Here is a 17580-nt window from a genome sequence, read left to right as displayed (position 1 = left end):
TTTGGTCTGTCTTTTTTTTTATTATTATGAAAAAATATATTCTGTTAAGTATTGCTTTTACTTTTCTTCTTATAATAAGTTGTAAAAAAGAAAATTCAAATCAAATAGAAAATGTTACTATTGAAACTGAAGTAACAGAATCAGACCCATTACCTTCTTGGAATGAAGGCGCAACAAAATCTGCTATTATGGATTTTGTTTCTGATGTCTCTAATTCTGAAAGCCAAAACTTTATTCCCATTGCAGATCGTATTGCTACGTTCGATAATGATGGAAATCTATGGTCAGAACAACCTGCTTACTTTCAATTATTCTTTGCAATAGAAAGAGTAAAAGCACTTGCCTCTGAGCATCCAGAATGGCAAACAACACAACCTTTTAAATCGGTTTTAGAAGATGACATGAAAACGTTGGCTTCATTTGGAGAACATGGTTTATTAGAATTAGTAATGGCTTCACATTCTGGAATGACAACTGAAGAATTTGAACAAATTGTTACTGATTGGCTGGCAACTGCAAAACATCCTAGATTTGATAAACCTTATAATGAATTAGTTTACCAACCTATGTTGGAATTACTTGATTATTTAAGAGCTAATGACTTTAAAACTTTTATTGTCTCAGGTGGAGGTATAGAATTTATGAGACCTTGGGTTAATGAAGTTTATGGCATTCCAACAGATCAAGTGGTTGGTAGTAGTATAGCAACTGAGTTCGATTATAATAATGGGAATCCTGTAATAAGAAGATTACCTAAATTAGATTTTATAGACGATAAAGAAGGAAAACCTATTGGAATAAATAAATATATTGGCAAAAAGCCTGTTTTCGCATCTGGAAATTCAGATGGCGATTTACAAATGCTACAGTATACTGATTCTAATTCTTATCCATCTTTTCAGCTTTATTTACACCATACAGATTCTGTTCGTGAGTGGGCTTACGACAGAGATTCGCATATTGGCAAACTAGACAAAGGACTTGATGAAGCTAACGAAAAGGGCTGGACTATTATTGATATGAAAAACGATTGGAAGGTAATTTACCCATTTCAATTAAACTAATATTGATTTTTGATTAACATAAAGATTAATTTTTTAAAAGACTGTTTTGAAAATTTTCAAAACAGTCTTTCCTATTATATCAACTTTTGCATTATCATTAATTGATTTTCTTTTTTTTTGTATATTGGATTATAATTTACTAACAATCATTCCTTTATATTACTAACTAAACTTATTAAAAACATGAAAAAATTATTAGCTGAATTTATTGGAACCTTTTGGCTTGTGCTTGGAGGTTGTGGAAGTGCTGTTTTAGCAGCTGGTGTTGAAAATGTAGGTATTGGACTTGTAGGAGTTGCTCTTGCATTTGGTTTAACTGTACTAACTGGCGCCTATGCATTAGGTCATATTTCTGGAGGTCATTTTAATCCAGCAGTTTCTATTGGATTATTTATGGGAGGTAGATTTGAAGGTAAAGATTTACTAGGATATATTATTGCTCAAGTATTAGGTGGCATTTTAGGAGCTGCTATTTTATATCTAATTGTAAGTAGTTCTGCAGATTTTAGTGGAGTTGGTTCTGCACCAGGAGCGTTTGCCACTAACTTTTACGATGCTAATGTTTACGGTGTAAACTTTGGGCTAATTGGTGCTTTAGTTACCGAAATTGTAATGACATTTATGTTTTTAATTGTTATTCTTGGTGCTACACATAAAAATGCTTCTCCTGGATTTGGTGGTATGGCAATTGGTTTAGCTTTAACGCTAATTCACTTAATTAGTATTCCTGTAACTAACACATCTGTAAATCCTGCAAGAAGTACAAGTCAGGCTTTATTTGTTGGTGGAGAAGCAATGGGACAACTTTGGTTATTCTGGGTAGCTCCAATAGTTGGCGCGATACTAGCTGGTTTAGTCTATAAATTTATGGCTCCAAACAAGGACTAATAAAAGTATATTTATAAAAAAAGGCACTTTAAAAGTGCCTTTTTTTATTTCTTTAATTCTAATTTTTCTGCAAAATAATCACAAAAATCTTTCATTGTAGCAGTCATTTTTTCATCCTGAGTCGCTCTATTAAAAGTATCACTCATGGCTACTAATGTTTGATGAAAGAATAACTTCATCTCATCTACAGGCATATCTTTAGTCCATAAATCTATTCTTAAAGTTTCTTGAGCTTTACTATCCCAAACAGATAACAACATAGCTTTTGCTTCTTCGTTATTAATACCTCCATCGTCTGCTGTCCATGTTAATTTTTCTGGAATTCTATTGTCGTCTAATTCAACCGTTAATTCTATAGTAGATTTTAAATTTGCCATTTATTTATTTGGTTTAAAATTTGAATGATTAAAAATTTCTTTTGGATCTGCTTGTAGTAAATCTTTTAAAGACACATCGTTTCGTTTCATATAAGCTCTAACTATTTGCCAACCCATATATTTTCCTATTTGACCTGGAGATTCTTTATCAATTTCTTCTAAATAAAATTTAGAAAAAGGTGCTGGGTTAATAAACCTATTTGGCAATTTAGAATCTGTACTAAACAGTAATTCTTCTTCTATAAAAAAGCGCCAAATTTCAGTTTCGTTAGATTTGGCCCATTCAAGTTGCGACTTAGAGTAACCAATTTTTTCTGCATCTGTTTTAAAAGGAATAACAACATCTTTAAAATAGAGCTGCTTTCCAAAATAAATCATCTCGTCTAATAAGGTTTTGTTCTGTTGCTGATATATATATTTATCTCCATAAGCTCCTGCAAGGTCTACAACAATTTGTTCTCTATTAAAATCTTGCCTAAGGTAATTCTGGATACCTTCATAAAATTTATGGTCACTTCCTAAATACGTATCTAAAGAAATTAAAACAATAGTATCTGTAACTATTACTTTATTTCTGTAATCAACCTCTGAAGTAACAGTTATAACTCGAGGTGTTTTAAATTCTGGAAAATAATATTTTAAATGTTGAAAAAGTTGTGCGATTTCCTTTTTCTCATCTTTTAAATCTAAAAATACGTCTTGTGTTTCTTGTGTTAATTCTTGTTGTAGAGTATCATTTACTTTAGCTATCCAAAAAGAATCTGGATACTTTTCTGAAAACATAAACGGATAAGCTTTTTTTAAATCTGGTAAACTAGTTGCAGTTACCTTCCCGAAAGCGATATCAAATCTTTCAATAATATAATCTACTTCAATTTTTGCAATCTCATTTTCATTACTATTGTCCTTTTGACAAGAAAAAATTGAAAATAAAATTAAAAACAATAAAATAATTTGTTTCATATAAAACTAAAAGGGTGTTAATTTTTATTAATAAAGCGATTCCTTTATTTTTGTTCGACAAAGGTAGTATTCTTTGTTTAAATACATTTAAAATGCAAACAGAAAAAGTAATAGATTATATAGTTAAATGGCTTAAAGATTATGCTATTAACGCAAAAGTTAATGGTTTTGTTGTTGGAATTTCTGGAGGAATAGATTCAGCCGTCACTTCTTCCTTGTGTGCTAAAACTGGATTAAATGTATTATGTATTGAGATGCCAATACATCAAGCTGAAAGCCATGTTACAAGAGCTCAAGAACATATAAAACAATTAAAGAAGGAGTATAAAAATGTAACAGATATTAAAGCCGATTTAACACCTGTTTTCGAAGAATTTAAAACTGAAGTTTCTCTTGATGGCGAACAAGCTATTGTAGATATGGCTTTAGCTAACACAAGAGCTCGATTGCGTATGACTACCTTATACTATTACGCAGGTTTAATGAAATTATTAGTAGCTGGTACTGGAAATAAAGTTGAAGATTTTGGTGTAGGTTTTTATACAAAATATGGAGATGGAGGTGTAGATTTAAGCCCAATTGCCGATTTATTAAAATCTGAAGTCTACCAATTAGCCAGTAAACTAAATATACCAGAGACTATAATAAATGCAGCTCCAAGCGATGGATTATTTGGTGATGCCAGAAGCGATGAAGACCAAATTGGTGCCTCTTATCCAGAATTAGAATGGGCTATGAAAATGGTTGAAGAACATAAAACTGAAGCAGATTTTGTTGGTAGAGAGAAAGAAGTATTTAAAATTTATAAACGTTTCAATTCTTCTAACAAACACAAAATGAAGCCTATACCAATTTGTGAAATCCCAAAGAATTTAAAATAATATTGATGAAAATTTGGCAATAATTTACTATATTTACTTATTACACTTTAATTCTCACTTTTTTTGCCTCGACAGTAAAGATATTTAAAACTCTTTAAGATGATAAAACTGTTGGTAGTAGATAGCCACCCAATTATTAGAAAAGGTATTGAACTTCTGTTTGTAGCTTCCAAAGACATAAAAGTTGTTGGAGGAGTAAGCAATGGCGAAGCTATTTTTGATTTTTTAAGACAAGAAAAAGTAGATGTAATTCTATCTGAAATAGATTTACCTAAATTAAATGGTATTACAGCCTTAAGACGTCTGTCTAAAGAATACCCAAACATAAAAGTACTTATTTTCACGTCTCAACCAGAAGAAATTTATGCTCTTAATACTATAAAGGCTGGTGCTTCTGGATATTTAACAAAAACTGCTAATGTAATTACATTAAAAGAAGCCATTATGAAAGTTGCTGAAGGCGACACCTATTTAAGTAACAACCTAGCTCATCAATTAGCTTTTGGAAGACAAATTAATAAATCGTCTAGCACTCTTTATAGAAAACTCTCAACAAGAGAAATTGAAGTTTTAAAACTAATTTCTATTGGCAGAAAGAATAAAGAAATTGCTAAAGAATTAGATATAAACGAAAAAACGGTTAGTACTTACAAATCACGATTAATGAAAAAACTACACGTAGAGAATATTGTAGATTTAATTAATAGAGCCAAATTAATGGAGCTTTAAAGGGGCTTATTCAACTTTCTGGATAATAAATTGTCTAATTTTTTATAACCAACAACTTCTTCTAAGATATCTCTATATTGTTTTTCCAAATCTCCTTTAGTTTCAAGACTCAATTCTTCAATTTTTTTACTAATTAAATAACAACGTAGGCTTAAAATAGTTTCACTAACTAATTGAGCAATCGAATCTGTTTTATCTTTAGGAAAGATATTTTTACTATTCCAATTAGATAATGCGTAGCGTTCATCTTCCATTAAAATAGTTGTCATTTCACTAGCAATTTCAGCATCTACATGATTTATAAAATTTTCTAAAGCAAACTCTGGATTTTGATTTAATGTATCGATTATTTTATAGTAAAGTTCTTTGAATTTAAGGTTAGTAAACTCCATTTCGTCTTCCTGAAGGTCTAAATATATTTTTTCAAATACTTTAGCTTGATGAATTACAGGCTCTAAAATTAATTCGCTTTTATCGTTTTCTTTTAGAATTAAATCCTCAAAATCTTCTGTTCTATTTCCATAAAGTAAGAGTAGTTGGATGATTTTTCTTTCTAACTCGTACTGAACATCCACTTTTCTTTGTGGTTGCTTATTTTTTATTACTTCGAATGCCTTTTGTTCTTGCTTATATTGTTTATTGGCTTCTTGATTGTCTTTTTTTGACATTTGCGCCAAGGTGCTGTATAAAACACCTTCACTTATATCCATTATTTTAGAACACTCTTGAATATATATTTCGCGCTTTATTCTATCTGGAATTTTCGAAATGCTATTTACAATATCTCTTACTGTTTCAGCCTTTTTAATAGGATCGTTTTTTGAATCTTCAAACAACATGGAGGCTTTAAACTGAATAAAATCTTGAGCATGTTCTTCTAAATATAAGGTAAGTTCTTCCAACGTATTCTGTTTGGCAAAACTATCTGGATCTTCACCTTCAGGAAACGTACAAATCTTAACATTCATACCTTGTTCCAATATTAAATCGATACCTCTTAACGAAGCTCGAATTCCAGCTGCATCGCCATCAAAAAGAACTGTTATGTTTTTTGTTAATCTGTTTATTAACCTAATCTGCTCTGGTGTTAGTGCTGTACCAGACGAAGAAACCACATTTTTAATTCCTGTTTGATGAAACTGAATAACATCTGTATATCCTTCTACCAAATAACAATTATCTTCTTTAGCGATGCTTTGTTTGGCATGAAAAATACCATAAAGCACTTTGCTTTTATGGTAGATGTCGCTCTCTGGTGAATTTAAATATTTAGCAGCTTTTTTATCGTTTGTTAAAATACGTCCTCCAAAACCTAAAACTCGTCCACTCATGCTTCTAATAGGAAACATGACACGACCTTTAAATCTATCAAAACGTTTTTCTTCTTTAACAATAGTAACTCCTGTTTTAGCTAAATAATCTAAATTATAACCTTGTTTTAAAGCTTCATCTGTAAAGGCTTGCCATTCATCTAAGGAATAACCTAATTGAAATTTTTTAATAGTTTCTTCAGTAAAGCCTCGTTCTTTAAAATAACTTAAACCAATAGCTTTACCTTGATCTGTTTTATGCAGTATCTTCTGAAAATATTTACTGGCATATTCGCTCACTAAATACAAGCTTTCACGTTCGTCTGCTTGTTCTTTTTGCTCGCTTGTTTGCTCTGTTTCTTCAACTTCAATATTATATTTATTAGCTAAATATTTAATAGCTTCTGGATAGGTAAAATGTTCATGCTCCATTAAAAAGGCTACCACATTCCCTCCTTTCCCACTTGAAAAATCTTTCCAGATTTGCTTTACTGGAGACACCATAAAACTTGGAGAACGCTCATCGCTAAAAGGACTTAAACCTTTAAAACTACTACCAGATTTTTTAAGTTGGACAAAATCGCCAATAACCTCCTCTACTCGAGCAGTTTCAAAGACTTGATCTATGGTGGATTTTGATATCAATTTAAAAAATTAGTGGTTTTGGAAATACAATTTACATCGAATGGTAAAAGTAATAAAATACAAATAGAAAAGGCTTCAAATTTAGAAATTGAAGCCTTAAAATTCAAATTAACTACTTAAACTAATCCATATCGAAACGAATACCTAAAGAAATATTATTCTGGTCTATAGCTTGATCTTTAAAAATGGTCGATAAATCGTATTTTGCATAAATTCCTACATGTCCAAAAGAAATATAAGAACTCAATCCATACACAAAGTTATTGGTGTTGTAATCTTTAATTTTATCTTTTTGGAAATCGCCATTGGCATCATCATACTTTAATTTCTGCATGGATTGTAACACAAAACCTCCATAACCACCAACACCTATTTTAAACTTCTTGTAGGTTGAATATCTAAAATAATTTTCTTTTTCAATTTTCTTAGAAGGCCCAAACTCAAAATGCACAGGAAATACCAAGTTTGTTGATCTAAACTTCGATTTATCTAAGTTTAACGGAAACTCTTCTAAAGTGACTACATTATCTTCTTCTTGAAAATACAGATTATCTTTTATATCTAATTTATTCCATTGAAAAGAAATACCATATTTTAAACGAATGGCATTAGAGTTATTAAGTAATCTTGTTTTCCAAGCCCAACCTAATTCTACAAATCCAGAACCTCCAAGTTTGTATGGCGAATCGTTAAGAGATTGCCCTTCAATAATGGCGTTATTAAACCCAATGGCAAAAACCAAGTCGCTTGTAGTACGTCTATCGTATTTTTTAGGTTCAATTCTTTTCTGTGGTCCTATATATATGCTTCCAGTATCAAATTCATCTGAATCCTTATCTTTTCCAAGAATAATTGTAAAACCTTCTAAATTAGCTCCAGTGTCGTAAGGCACATGCTCATTTCGTTCTAAAAGAGCAATTCTATTATCTATAATAGCTAACCTGTTTTCTATATTTAGTGCATGTTTGGTAGCTAATTCTTCTTTTAAAGTATCTGCTTTATCTTGGGTAATTTCGTTATTATCTAATTGTAAGTCTATAGCTTCTACTTCTGTTTTTAGCAACTCTTTTTCTTGGGTTACTACCTGCTCTTTTTGTGCCTCAAGAGCTTCAATTTTATCTTTATTAGATATTTCTTGTGCAGAGATAAATTGCACAGATAACGCTAGCACTATAAGTGCTACATATTTAGTGATTGTTTGCATAACTATTGTTTTTATTATTGATGAATGTTGTTAATCATTACGCTGGGCAACTGCAGTTTTTACCTTTATGTAATTTGTTTTCACTGTTTCAAAAACTTTTGCTCTAAAGGACTCGTCCATATCTTCTTCAACGTCTTGAAGCAACTTATTTGCGTCTATAGAATATGTTTTTGTTTGAGATTTTTCAGCAATATTTTGCTGTGCTTTTTTTAGTAAAGCATCAATATCTGTTTCTGTTTGATTCTTGTTTATTTGAGTTTTTAATTGTGCTAATTCTGTTTCTACTGATGGTGTTTCAAGTAATGAATTGCTAATTATTTCTTCAGGTTCTTGAATGTTTTTCTCTAGGGCTATACTTGAGTTTTTAGCTTGAGAATTTTTGGAAACCACTGATTCTTTTTTAGTTTTATGAGATTCTATTTTTCCATCTGAAATATTATCAACTTCTACTTTCTTTTCTTCAATACTAACTAATGTCTCTTCTGACTCTATTACAATATTATTTTGAATTGTTTCAATTTCTTTAGCTTCAGTTTCTACTAATACAGGTGTTTGATTATTTGTTTCAGAAGTATTAAAAAACATATTTACCATAAAGAGAATTCCTACCAAACTTGCTGCAATACCTAAGAACCAAATAGTTTTATTGGGTGTGTTTTTAGCATCTACATCCAATCTATCAGAAAGGGAATTCCAAGCTTGACCTGATGGCTGGAGAGTTCTTTTTTCCAGCTTTTCTTTTATGTTTTCCTCGAATTTAATTGGAGCCATAACTTGTATTGTTTTGTTTATTAATCAATTCTTGCAACAATTTTCTTGCTTTAAATAATTGCGATTTAGAAGTCCCTTCTGTTATCTGTAAAAGTTCTGCAATTTCAGCATGTTTGTAACCTTCTATGGCATACATTACAAATACCATTTTGTAGCCTTCTGGCAAACCATCTATTAACTTCTGGATTTCGGCTACTTCAATTTCGGTATTTATTTGATTTGAAAAATCGTTTGATTCTTCAATCTTTTCTACCGAAAATTCAATGTGCTTCTGTTGTCTTAAAAACGAAATAGATTCTCGAACCATAATACGTCTAATCCAACCTTCAAAACTTCCTTCAGCTTTATAATTTTTAAGGTATTTAAACACCTTAAAAAAACCGTTTAACATAGCTTCTTCGGCATGTTGAACATCTTTAATATAATATCTACAAATACTCAACATTTTAGGTGCATGCAGTTCAAACAAAACGTGTTGCGCTTCACGATTGTTTTTTATTGCTTTTTTTATAAGCACAGTTTCGTTTTTGTGGAGTTGTATAACTTTCACTTAAAGGGATTTGTTCTGCTTCTATTTATAAAGACGAAAAAATCTTGCTAAAGGTTGCCTGACTAATAGGTTTATTTTTATAAAAGAATGTTTTATTGAATTTAAATATCTGTAAATGTATGTGTTAGAATTTACTTTTTTCTATCAATCACATAATTAACCATCAACACAAGAGATGTTTTATATGTAGATTCTGGATAGATCTGAAGAATTTGTAGGGCTTCTTCTTGAAATTCCTTCATTTTAGAAACTGCGTAATCCAAGCCACCATTTTGTTTCACATAACTAATAACTTCAGACACACGTTTTTTATCTCGATTTTTATTTTTAATAGAGTTAATTAGCCAGCGTTTGTCTTTTTTATCTGCTTGGTTTAGTACATAAATTAAAGGCAAGGTCATTTTTTGTTCTTTAATATCTATTCCTGTAGGTTTACCAATAGCCTCGTTCCCATAATCGAACAAATCGTCTTTAATTTGAAAAGCCATACCTATAAGTTCTCCAAATTTTCGCATACGTTCTACATGTTCAGATTCTGGTTTTACAGAAGCTGCGCCTAGACTACAACAAGCAGCAATAAGCGTTGCTGTTTTTTGACGTATTATTTCGTAATAAACGTCTTCAGTAATGTCTAATTTTCTGGCTTTTTCAATTTGAAGTAATTCGCCTTCACTCATTTCTCTAACTGCAATAGAGATAATTTTTAGTAAATCGAAATCGTTGTTATCAATAGAAAGAAGTAAACCTTTAGAAAGTAGATAATCCCCTACCAAAACAGCAATCTTGTTTTTCCAAAGCGCATTGATAGAGAAAAAACCTCGACGTCTGTTGCTTTCATCAACCACATCATCATGCACTAAAGTGGCTGTATGTATTAACTCTATAACAGAAGCACCTCGATACGTACGTTCGCTAATTTCGCCATTTGAGACCATTTTAGAAACTAAAAACACAAACATTGGTCGCATTTGTTTGCCTTTTCTATTAACAATATAATGCGTAATACGGTTTAGTAGAGCTACTTTTGAAGACATAGAAAGCTGAAACTTCTGTTCAAAAAGTTCCATTTCGTATTCGATTGGCTGTTTTATTTGTTCTACTATTTTCAAATGAAATGAGAATGCATTATTAAAGTAACAAACCTAATAAAAAAGCTTGTCATTTACTATTTTAACTAATTCTTCAACCATTTTTAGAAAATAATTCGTATTTTTAATAATATAGTAACCATTAAAATCAATATTTATGAAAAAAATTACTTTACTTTTTATTCTGCTTTTAGCATTCACAACCCAAGCACAAACTGTTGTGTGGTCTGATGATTTTAACGATGAAGATATATCTGATTGGACACTAACTGATAGTGATGGTGATACTAATAATTGGGGAGATCAATTTGTCATCAATGATTCAGGAGGTAGTCCTGTTACACCAGTATCTTTAATTTCTAGATCTTGGTTAGGAAGTCCATTAACACCAGACAATTGGGCTGTTTCACCAAGCATTGATTTATCAGAAGCTTCTGGTTTAATAACTCTAGAATACATTACTCAAGTTGCAGCAGCATCTTGGGATGAAGAAAAATACAGCATTTATGTTGGTACAACTAATGATATTAGTGTTTTAGTTAACTCTGCAGTAACTCTTACAGAAACTTTAGGCGATGCAGGAAATACTGGAACACCTACTCCTCACCTTTTTGACATCTCTGCTATGGCTGGAGAGCCTGTAGTTTATGTTGCTTTTAGACATTGGGATTGTGTGGATCAAGATTTTTTATCTGTCGATGATGTAACTGTATCAGCTGAAACTTTAAGCATTGAAGAATTTACAGAACCAAATGTTTATAAAATTGGTTGTAATAATCAGTATATTTCTATTTACAATGTAAATGATGAAGTGAATTATAAACTAATTTCATTAACTGGACAGCAGCTTTTAGAGGGAAAAACTTCTAATAAAACTCATACAATTGATGCTACAAGTTTAGCTTCTGGTGTATATATTATTGAAATTTCTAACCCATTAACTAATGCTGTTTTTAGAAAGAAAATTGCTTTTTAAGTATAGTATTAATTAAAAATATATTAAGACTGCCTATCAGGCAGTCTTTTTTTTAGCTTTTATTAGCCAATTGTCCACATGCAGCATCAATATCTTTTCCTCTGGAACGTCTTACGGTTACAGTAATATTTTTAGCTTCAAGCATAGACACATACATATCTATTGCTTGAGAGTTTGCTTGTTGAAATTCGCCATCATCAATTGGATTGTATTCAATTAAATTAACCTTGCTTGGTGCGAATTTGCAAAAAGCAATCAAGGCATCCACATCTTTCTTTTTGTCGTTAATGTCTTTCCAAACCACATACTCATAAGTAATTCTATTTTTTGTTTTGGCATACCAATATTCTAGAGCTTCTCGTAAATCGGCTAATGGAAAGTTTTCGTTAAAAGGCATGATAGATGTTCTAACCTCATCTATTGCAGAATGAAGCGAAACGGCTAGTTTAAATTTTACGTCATCATCAGCCATTTTTTTAATCATTTTTGGAACTCCAGATGTAGAAACCACAATACGTTTTGGCGACATGCCTAAGCCTTCGTCTGACGTGATTTTATCTATCGCCTTTAAAACATTATTATAATTCATTAGTGGCTCTCCCATTCCCATAAACACAATATTACTCAAAGGTCTATCGTGATACAATCTGCTCTCTCTATCTATAGCAACAACCTGATCGAAAATTTCGTCTGGATTTAAATTACGCATACGTTTTAATCGAGATGTAGCGCAAAACCTGCAATCTAAACTACAACCTACTTGACTGGAAACACAAGCTGTTGTTCTTGATTTAGTAGGAATTAATACAGATTCGACTATTAAACCATCATGTAAACGCACTGCATTTTTAATAGTACCATCTTTACTTTTTTGCATGGTATCTACATGAATATGATTGATAACAAAGTTGTCTTGCAGCATTTGCCTTGTTTCTAAAGATATGTTTGTCATATCTTCAAAAGTATGAGCTCCTTTACTCCACAACCACTCGTAAACCTGATTCCCTCGAAAAGCCTTATCTCCTTCTTTGACAAAGAATTCTCGAAGTTGGTCTTTTGTTAATGCACGTATGTCTTTCTTTTTTGTTTCCATGTATTTGCAAAAGTAAGAAAAAGGGATTAGTAAAAAGGAATTAGGGACAAGGTAATGGTTGCGTGAAATACGCATTAGCAATTGAACGCATGTTTGAGCTCTTTTTTTGTTGTTGCGCCTATGCAACATAAAAAAGCGAGTAGTGAAAGTGCGACCCTTTTGGGTAATGCAAAAAAAAGCCTCTAAAAAAAGAGGCTAATAATTGTTTTTAGTTTGTATTTAAAATCTAGATACAATTTTTGAGATTCTTAATCAAGTTGAGGACTAGATAATAAGCATGGCATCACCATAACTGTAGAATTTATATTTTTCTTTTATTGCTTCATCGTATGCTTTTTTAATGAAATCGTGTCCAGCAAATGCTGAAGCCATCATTAACAACGTTGATTTTGGTGTATGAAAATTAGTAATCATGCAATTTGCTATACTAAAATCGTAAGGAGGAAAAATAAATTTATTAGACCAACCATCAAATTCATTTAAAGTACCACTTGAAGACACTGCACTTTCTATAGATCTCATGGCTGTAGTTCCAACAGCACAAACACGCCTTTTTGTTTTAATTCCAGTATTAATAATATCGACAGCGTCTTTTTTAATAATAATTTCTTCACTATCCATTTTATGTTTAGATAAATCTTCAACCTCAACTGGGTTAAAAGTACCTAAACCTACATGTAATGTTACTTCGGCAAAATTGATTCCTTTAATTTCTAAACGTTTTAATAAGTGTTTAGAGAAATGTAATCCTGCAGTTGGAGCAGCTACAGCTCCTTCATTTTTTGCATAAATAGTTTGGTAGCGTTCTTCATCTTCTGGTTCTACATCTCTTTTTATGTACTTAGGAAGTGGTGTTTCTCCAAGTTCCTGAAGTTTCATACGGAAATCTCTATAAGATCCATCGTATAAGAAACGTAAGGTTCTACCTCTAGAGGTTGTATTATCGATTACTTCTGCTACTAAAGATTCTCCTTCTCCAAAATATAGTTTGTTTCCAATTCTTATTTTTCTAGCTGGATCTACAAGCACATCCCAAAGACGTTGCTCTTCGTTTAATTCTCTTAATAAAAACACTTCAATTCTTGCTCCAGTTTTTTCTTTGTTTCCAAAAAGTCTTGCAGGAAATACTTTCGTATTATTTAGAATCATTACATCGTCCTTATCGAAATAATCTATAAGATCTTTAAACATTTTATGTTCAATGGTTTGCTTTTCGCGATTTAAAACCATTAAACGAGATTCGTCCCTATGTTCTGATGGATACTCTGCTAATAATTCTTCTGGAAGGTCAAAACTAAAATGTGATAATTTCATGTGTGTCTATCAGTTTTTATGTTAAAATGAAAGTGTTTATTTTTGTAAAGGTTGCAAATATACAATCTGAAAGTAGGCGTTGTCAAGTATTTAGGTAGTTATTTTAAAAATCATTTGGTATAATTTGAAATCCTATGTTTTTTAAATCTTCCCAAAACGAAGGATATGATTTTGAAACTACTTCGGCATCGTTGATTCCTATTGAAGTCTTTAAGGCTAATGGTGCAAAAGCCATAGCCATTCTATGGTCGTTATAAGTATCAATTGCTACTTGAGATTTTATTGCTTTTGAGGCTTCTAACAATAAACTATCTTCTGAAACAGAAACTTCGCCTCCTAATTTCTCAATTTCTATTTTAAGAGCTAAAAGTCTATCTGTCTCTTTAATTTTTAATGTATGAAGTCCAGTTAGTTTGCATTCAAGTCCTAAAGCAAAACATGTTACTGCAATAGTTTGTGCAATATCTGGAGCATTGGATAAGTCTAATTCTATTAATGTTTGACGATTAACTGTTTCTGATTTTTGAAGTATAATGCTATTATTAAGATAAGTTGTTTCAACACCAAACATCTTATAAATGTCTGCTAAAACAGAATCTCCTTGCAAAGAGTTTTCTTTATATGAAGATAAGTTAACTATTGTTCCAACTTCACTTAATGCTACAAGACTATAGTAATAGGAAGCAGACGACCAATCGCTTTCAATTATCAATCTTTGATTTTTGATACTTGATTGCTGATTAACTTTAATAACGTTTCCATTAAAAGAAGTTTCTATTCCTACTTGTTTCAATAAACTTAAGGTCATTTTGATATATGGAATAGATGTTACCTTTCCATCAAGAGTTAATTCTAAACCATGTTTTAATTTTGGAGCAATAAGTAATAAAGCAGAAATATATTGACTACTTACATTGGCTTTTAAAGTCACACTATTTTTGGTCAATTTTTTTCCTGTAATTTTTAATGGAGGAAAACCTTCTGATTCTAAATATGAAATCTCTGCTCCTAAGCTTTTAAGGGCATCTATCAATATTTTTATTGGACGTTGTTTCATTCTATCGGAACCAGTTAAAACTACTTCTCGTCCTGCTTGTGTAGCAAAATAGGCAGTTAAGAAGCGCATAGCTGTTCCAGCATGATGAACATCAATAATCTCTGATGAAGACGACAAGGCTTTAGACATGACTTGTGAATCATCAGAATTTGAGAGGTTTTCTATCTCGATATTTGGATATAAAGCTTGCAATAACAACAACCTGTTAGACTCACTTTTAGAACCTGTAATGTTGATTGTTGATTGTTTATTTAAAGTAGATTTATTAAGCTGAATGTTCATTTTAAAAAAGATTCCTTCTTTTTAAGGAATTTATTATTTAAGCTTTTCGTTATTATGATGTCTATCGTGATCGCGTTTGGTTTTTTTTTCCATTTTTTTATCGAAAGCCGTTTGCAAATCGATTCCTGTTTGGTTGGCAAGACATAATACTACAAAAACAACATCTGCTAATTCTTCTCCTAAATCTTTGTCTTTATCACTTTCTTTTTCGCTTTGTTCTCCATAACGTCTGGCTATAATTCGGGCAACTTCTCCCACTTCTTCGGTTAATTGAGCCATGTTTGTTAATTCGTTAAAATAACGTACACCATGTTCTTTAATCCATGTATCTACTATTAATTGTGCGTTTTTTATATCCATTCCTATACTTTTTTAAGAACAATTTTTTCGGCTTGTTTACTTACTACCAACTCAAAAAACTTTTTAAACTGCTCATAATTTGTTGGCAATATTAATGTGTTATTTAAATCCAAAGTAATTACCATTTGGAGCATTGTACCATTTTCTCTTATTAAATATGTAAATTCTCCTTCGGTATTATTATACTGTAATTTTTCGTTTTCAGGCAAAGATTCTACTTGAAAACCTTCAGGTAACATAATGTTCACCATATATTTCCTCGATGTAGGAAAATCTAAATCTATTGGGTATTTTCTAGTTTGAAGTTTAAAAGGCGACTCTTCAATTTTTAAAAATAATAATGGTGAAAAATAATAACTATCTCCTATTTCTTCTAAGGCTTCATCTAATTGATATTCATAAGATAAAAGTACAGGTTTTATAGGAATATTCATGTCTGCTACTTCAATATTTGACACTTGCAAATTTCCATTTTCAGATTCTATTTCTTTTATTAAGTCATCTTGCGAATGGCTTTCAAACGTATTCCTATAATCTAAAGCGCTATAATCTGTGTACTGACTTCTTACTTTTCCAGTTGCTGATAAGTCTGAATTTAATTTAATATTTAAAGAAATTACTTCTTTTGAAGGTTCTTGTACAGATAAATCTACCCAATCTGAGCTTCCATCTCGACGTATTAAACGACCTTGCCAATTTAACACTTTTACTGGTAAGACATTTAAACTTGTAAAGCTCTTTGAAGCGTCTAAAAGCACCATGCCTTGTTCTAAATTGACTGCACAAATAACATAATTAAATCCACCTCGCGTTGGGAATAACGGAACACCATTATCTTTTGTACTAATTAAAACTGGATTTGCATCAAGACCAGATTCACGCAACATAGCTATTAAAATTAAATTAATATCTGCTACATTTCCAGCTCCTTGCTTGTAGGCTTGCCTTACTCCTAAATCTGTAAAATAGCCATGAATACCATTCCATTTTACTTTGTTTTTTACAAAATTAAAAATGTTATAGGCTTGCTCTGCTGGGTCTGTTGCTCCAGCTTTCGCTGAATTTAAGTCATCTCCAAAATAACCTGACTTTTTTAACTGTTCTCCAAAATCGTTGCTATCGTAAATGGTTTTTGTTACTTTTTCCCAATTAGTTGTAAAATCCTTTCTTGGTTGATCTGGATACTTGATATAGCTTAAATCCATTTTCATGATAGCTCTATAATTATCTATATTAGACACATGAGTTTCATTTTTTAAAGCTGGAATGTTAACCAAATTGGCTGTAGTTATATTTTCTCTATAGTTCCATTCATTTTTACTAAAATCAGAACGAGTTCCTCTTGTTGGAGTATGAGAAATTTTAGTTTGCATTTCACCTGATAGAAAAACAGTTGTCTCTTTATAAGTGTCATTTAATTGTGGATAATATGCTGATCTAACATTTGGGTATTTTGCGTAATTATAGAATTCTGGTGTAGACATTTTAAATTCTAATCTTCTTATTGGTATTTCTTGTTGAAACTCAATATCATCTATTCTAATTAGCTCAGATTCTATAGTATATTTATATTCAATTATGCATCCTTCTTTAATATTAGGCATTGTGAACTTAGTAGTTAACCAATATCTATTCGTTTCTTCTTCAAAAATACCATCGTTTTTTAACTTGTCTTCAGTAATTTTATTACCATTTAAATTATACGTATATGCTTTAAAACCTGTTAAACTTTCTTCTAACTCATTAGACTCATTATATAGTTTAATTGATTTTGTTGCTTGTTCAAATCCTTCTTTATTGTAAATTTTAATCCGTTCGTGAATCTCATTTTTTTGAACAAACCCTTTACTCTCTATATACTCAAATTTAATTTCTTGATTTCTATATAAAACTGTAGCATTTGCTTCTGGATCTGTTGGGTCTGATTTTTCTTGAAGTTCTTCTTTACTTATTTTTCCAAATTTATAGTCTTGAGCTGTTGCTATTTGTAAAGTGAATACGCATGCAAATAAAAAAAAGAATTTCATA

General features: G+C 31.1%; 17 protein-coding genes. 5 read left to right on the top strand and 12 right to left on the bottom strand.

From position 1 onward, the window contains the following. Nucleotides 1-26: 26 nt before the first annotated feature. A complete protein-coding gene (locus LX78_RS03755) occupies nucleotides 27-1064 on the top strand; it encodes an HAD family hydrolase (RefSeq protein ID WP_109681283.1) in 1038 nt (345 codons plus the stop codon). 183 nt (nucleotides 1065-1247) lie between these two features. Then, nucleotides 1248-1952 (top strand): aquaporin Z, encoded by a 705-nt coding sequence (gene aqpZ, locus LX78_RS03750; RefSeq protein ID WP_109681282.1) that lies wholly within the window; start codon nucleotides 1248-1250, stop codon nucleotides 1950-1952. 44 nt (nucleotides 1953-1996) lie between these two features. Here aqpZ and gldC read toward each other — a convergent pair whose 3' ends face one another. Next, complete coding sequence (gene gldC, locus LX78_RS03745) at nucleotides 1997-2329, bottom strand: gliding motility protein GldC (RefSeq protein WP_109681281.1); 333 nt, start codon at nucleotides 2327-2329, stop codon at nucleotides 1997-1999. Beyond that, on the bottom strand, nucleotides 2330-3292 hold the full coding sequence (gldB, locus tag LX78_RS03740; RefSeq protein WP_109681280.1) for a gliding motility lipoprotein GldB: 963 nt from the start codon (nucleotides 3290-3292) through the stop codon (nucleotides 2330-2332). Between the two features lie 92 nt (nucleotides 3293-3384). Here gldB and nadE point away from each other — a divergent pair, with 92 nt between their 5' ends. Together nadE and LX78_RS03730 are read left to right on the top strand one after the other, a co-directional pair. Beyond that, complete coding sequence (gene nadE, locus LX78_RS03735; protein WP_109681372.1) at nucleotides 3385-4173, top strand: NAD(+) synthase; 789 nt, start codon at nucleotides 3385-3387, stop codon at nucleotides 4171-4173. Nucleotides 4174-4272: 99 nt separating this feature from the next. Further along, complete coding sequence (locus LX78_RS03730) at nucleotides 4273-4902, top strand: response regulator (RefSeq protein ID WP_109681279.1); 630 nt, start codon at nucleotides 4273-4275, stop codon at nucleotides 4900-4902. Here the strand turns inward: LX78_RS03730 and dnaG are convergent. The 5 genes from dnaG to LX78_RS03705 form a co-directional block, all read right to left on the bottom strand. Continuing rightward, nucleotides 4899-6857, bottom strand: a complete 1959-nt coding sequence (gene dnaG, locus LX78_RS03725; protein ID WP_109681278.1) for a DNA primase — start codon at nucleotides 6855-6857, stop codon at nucleotides 4899-4901. The genes LX78_RS03730 and dnaG overlap by 4 nt on opposite strands. Nucleotides 6858-6978: 121 nt before the next feature. Beyond that, the gene (locus tag LX78_RS03720; protein ID WP_109681277.1) at nucleotides 6979-8061 is read right to left on the bottom strand and encodes a hypothetical protein; all 1083 of its coding nucleotides are present in this window, start codon (nucleotides 8059-8061) and stop codon (nucleotides 6979-6981) included. A 30-nt stretch (nucleotides 8062-8091) separates the two neighbouring features. After that, nucleotides 8092-8832 (bottom strand): hypothetical protein, encoded by a 741-nt coding sequence (locus LX78_RS03715; protein ID WP_109681276.1) that lies wholly within the window; start codon nucleotides 8830-8832, stop codon nucleotides 8092-8094. After that, complete coding sequence (locus LX78_RS03710) at nucleotides 8819-9382, bottom strand: RNA polymerase sigma factor (RefSeq protein ID WP_109681275.1); 564 nt, start codon at nucleotides 9380-9382, stop codon at nucleotides 8819-8821. The genes LX78_RS03715 and LX78_RS03710 overlap by 14 nt, the downstream gene beginning before the upstream one ends. Nucleotides 9383-9513: 131 nt before the next feature. Beyond that, complete coding sequence (locus LX78_RS03705) at nucleotides 9514-10491, bottom strand: polyprenyl synthetase family protein (protein WP_109681274.1); 978 nt, start codon at nucleotides 10489-10491, stop codon at nucleotides 9514-9516. Nucleotides 10492-10627: 136 nt separating this feature from the next. Here LX78_RS03705 and LX78_RS03700 point away from each other — a divergent pair, with 136 nt between their 5' ends. Next, on the top strand, nucleotides 10628-11446 hold the full coding sequence (locus LX78_RS03700; RefSeq protein WP_109681273.1) for a T9SS type A sorting domain-containing protein: 819 nt from the start codon (nucleotides 10628-10630) through the stop codon (nucleotides 11444-11446). A gap of 52 nt (nucleotides 11447-11498) precedes the next feature. Here LX78_RS03700 and rlmN read toward each other — a convergent pair whose 3' ends face one another. The 5 genes from rlmN to LX78_RS03675 form a co-directional block, all read right to left on the bottom strand. Continuing rightward, nucleotides 11499-12539 (bottom strand): 23S rRNA (adenine(2503)-C(2))-methyltransferase RlmN, encoded by a 1041-nt coding sequence (rlmN, locus tag LX78_RS03695; protein WP_109681272.1) that lies wholly within the window; start codon nucleotides 12537-12539, stop codon nucleotides 11499-11501. Nucleotides 12540-12803: 264 nt separating this feature from the next. After that, nucleotides 12804-13853, bottom strand: coding sequence for a tRNA preQ1(34) S-adenosylmethionine ribosyltransferase-isomerase QueA (queA, locus tag LX78_RS03690; protein WP_109681271.1), 1050 nt, complete (start codon nucleotides 13851-13853; stop codon nucleotides 12804-12806). 103 nt (nucleotides 13854-13956) lie between these two features. Next, nucleotides 13957-15192, bottom strand: coding sequence for a 3-phosphoshikimate 1-carboxyvinyltransferase (locus LX78_RS03685; protein ID WP_109681270.1), 1236 nt, complete (start codon nucleotides 15190-15192; stop codon nucleotides 13957-13959). A 33-nt stretch (nucleotides 15193-15225) separates the two neighbouring features. Further along, entirely contained in the window at nucleotides 15226-15552 is a 327-nt protein-coding gene (locus LX78_RS03680; protein WP_109681269.1) for a nucleotide pyrophosphohydrolase, read from the bottom strand. A 2-nt stretch (nucleotides 15553-15554) separates the two neighbouring features. Then, nucleotides 15555-17579: a DUF3857 domain-containing protein gene (locus LX78_RS03675; RefSeq protein ID WP_109681268.1), complete on the bottom strand. Its 2025-nt coding sequence runs from the start codon at nucleotides 17577-17579 to the stop codon at nucleotides 15555-15557. Nucleotide 17580: the final 1 nt, after the last annotated feature.

This window comes from Xanthomarina spongicola (genome assembly GCF_003148645.1).
Lineage (GTDB): Bacteria > Bacteroidota > Bacteroidia > Flavobacteriales > Flavobacteriaceae > Xanthomarina > Xanthomarina spongicola.
Note: the sequence above shows the minus strand (reverse complement) of the source record. Positions and strands in the feature narration are given on the sequence as shown.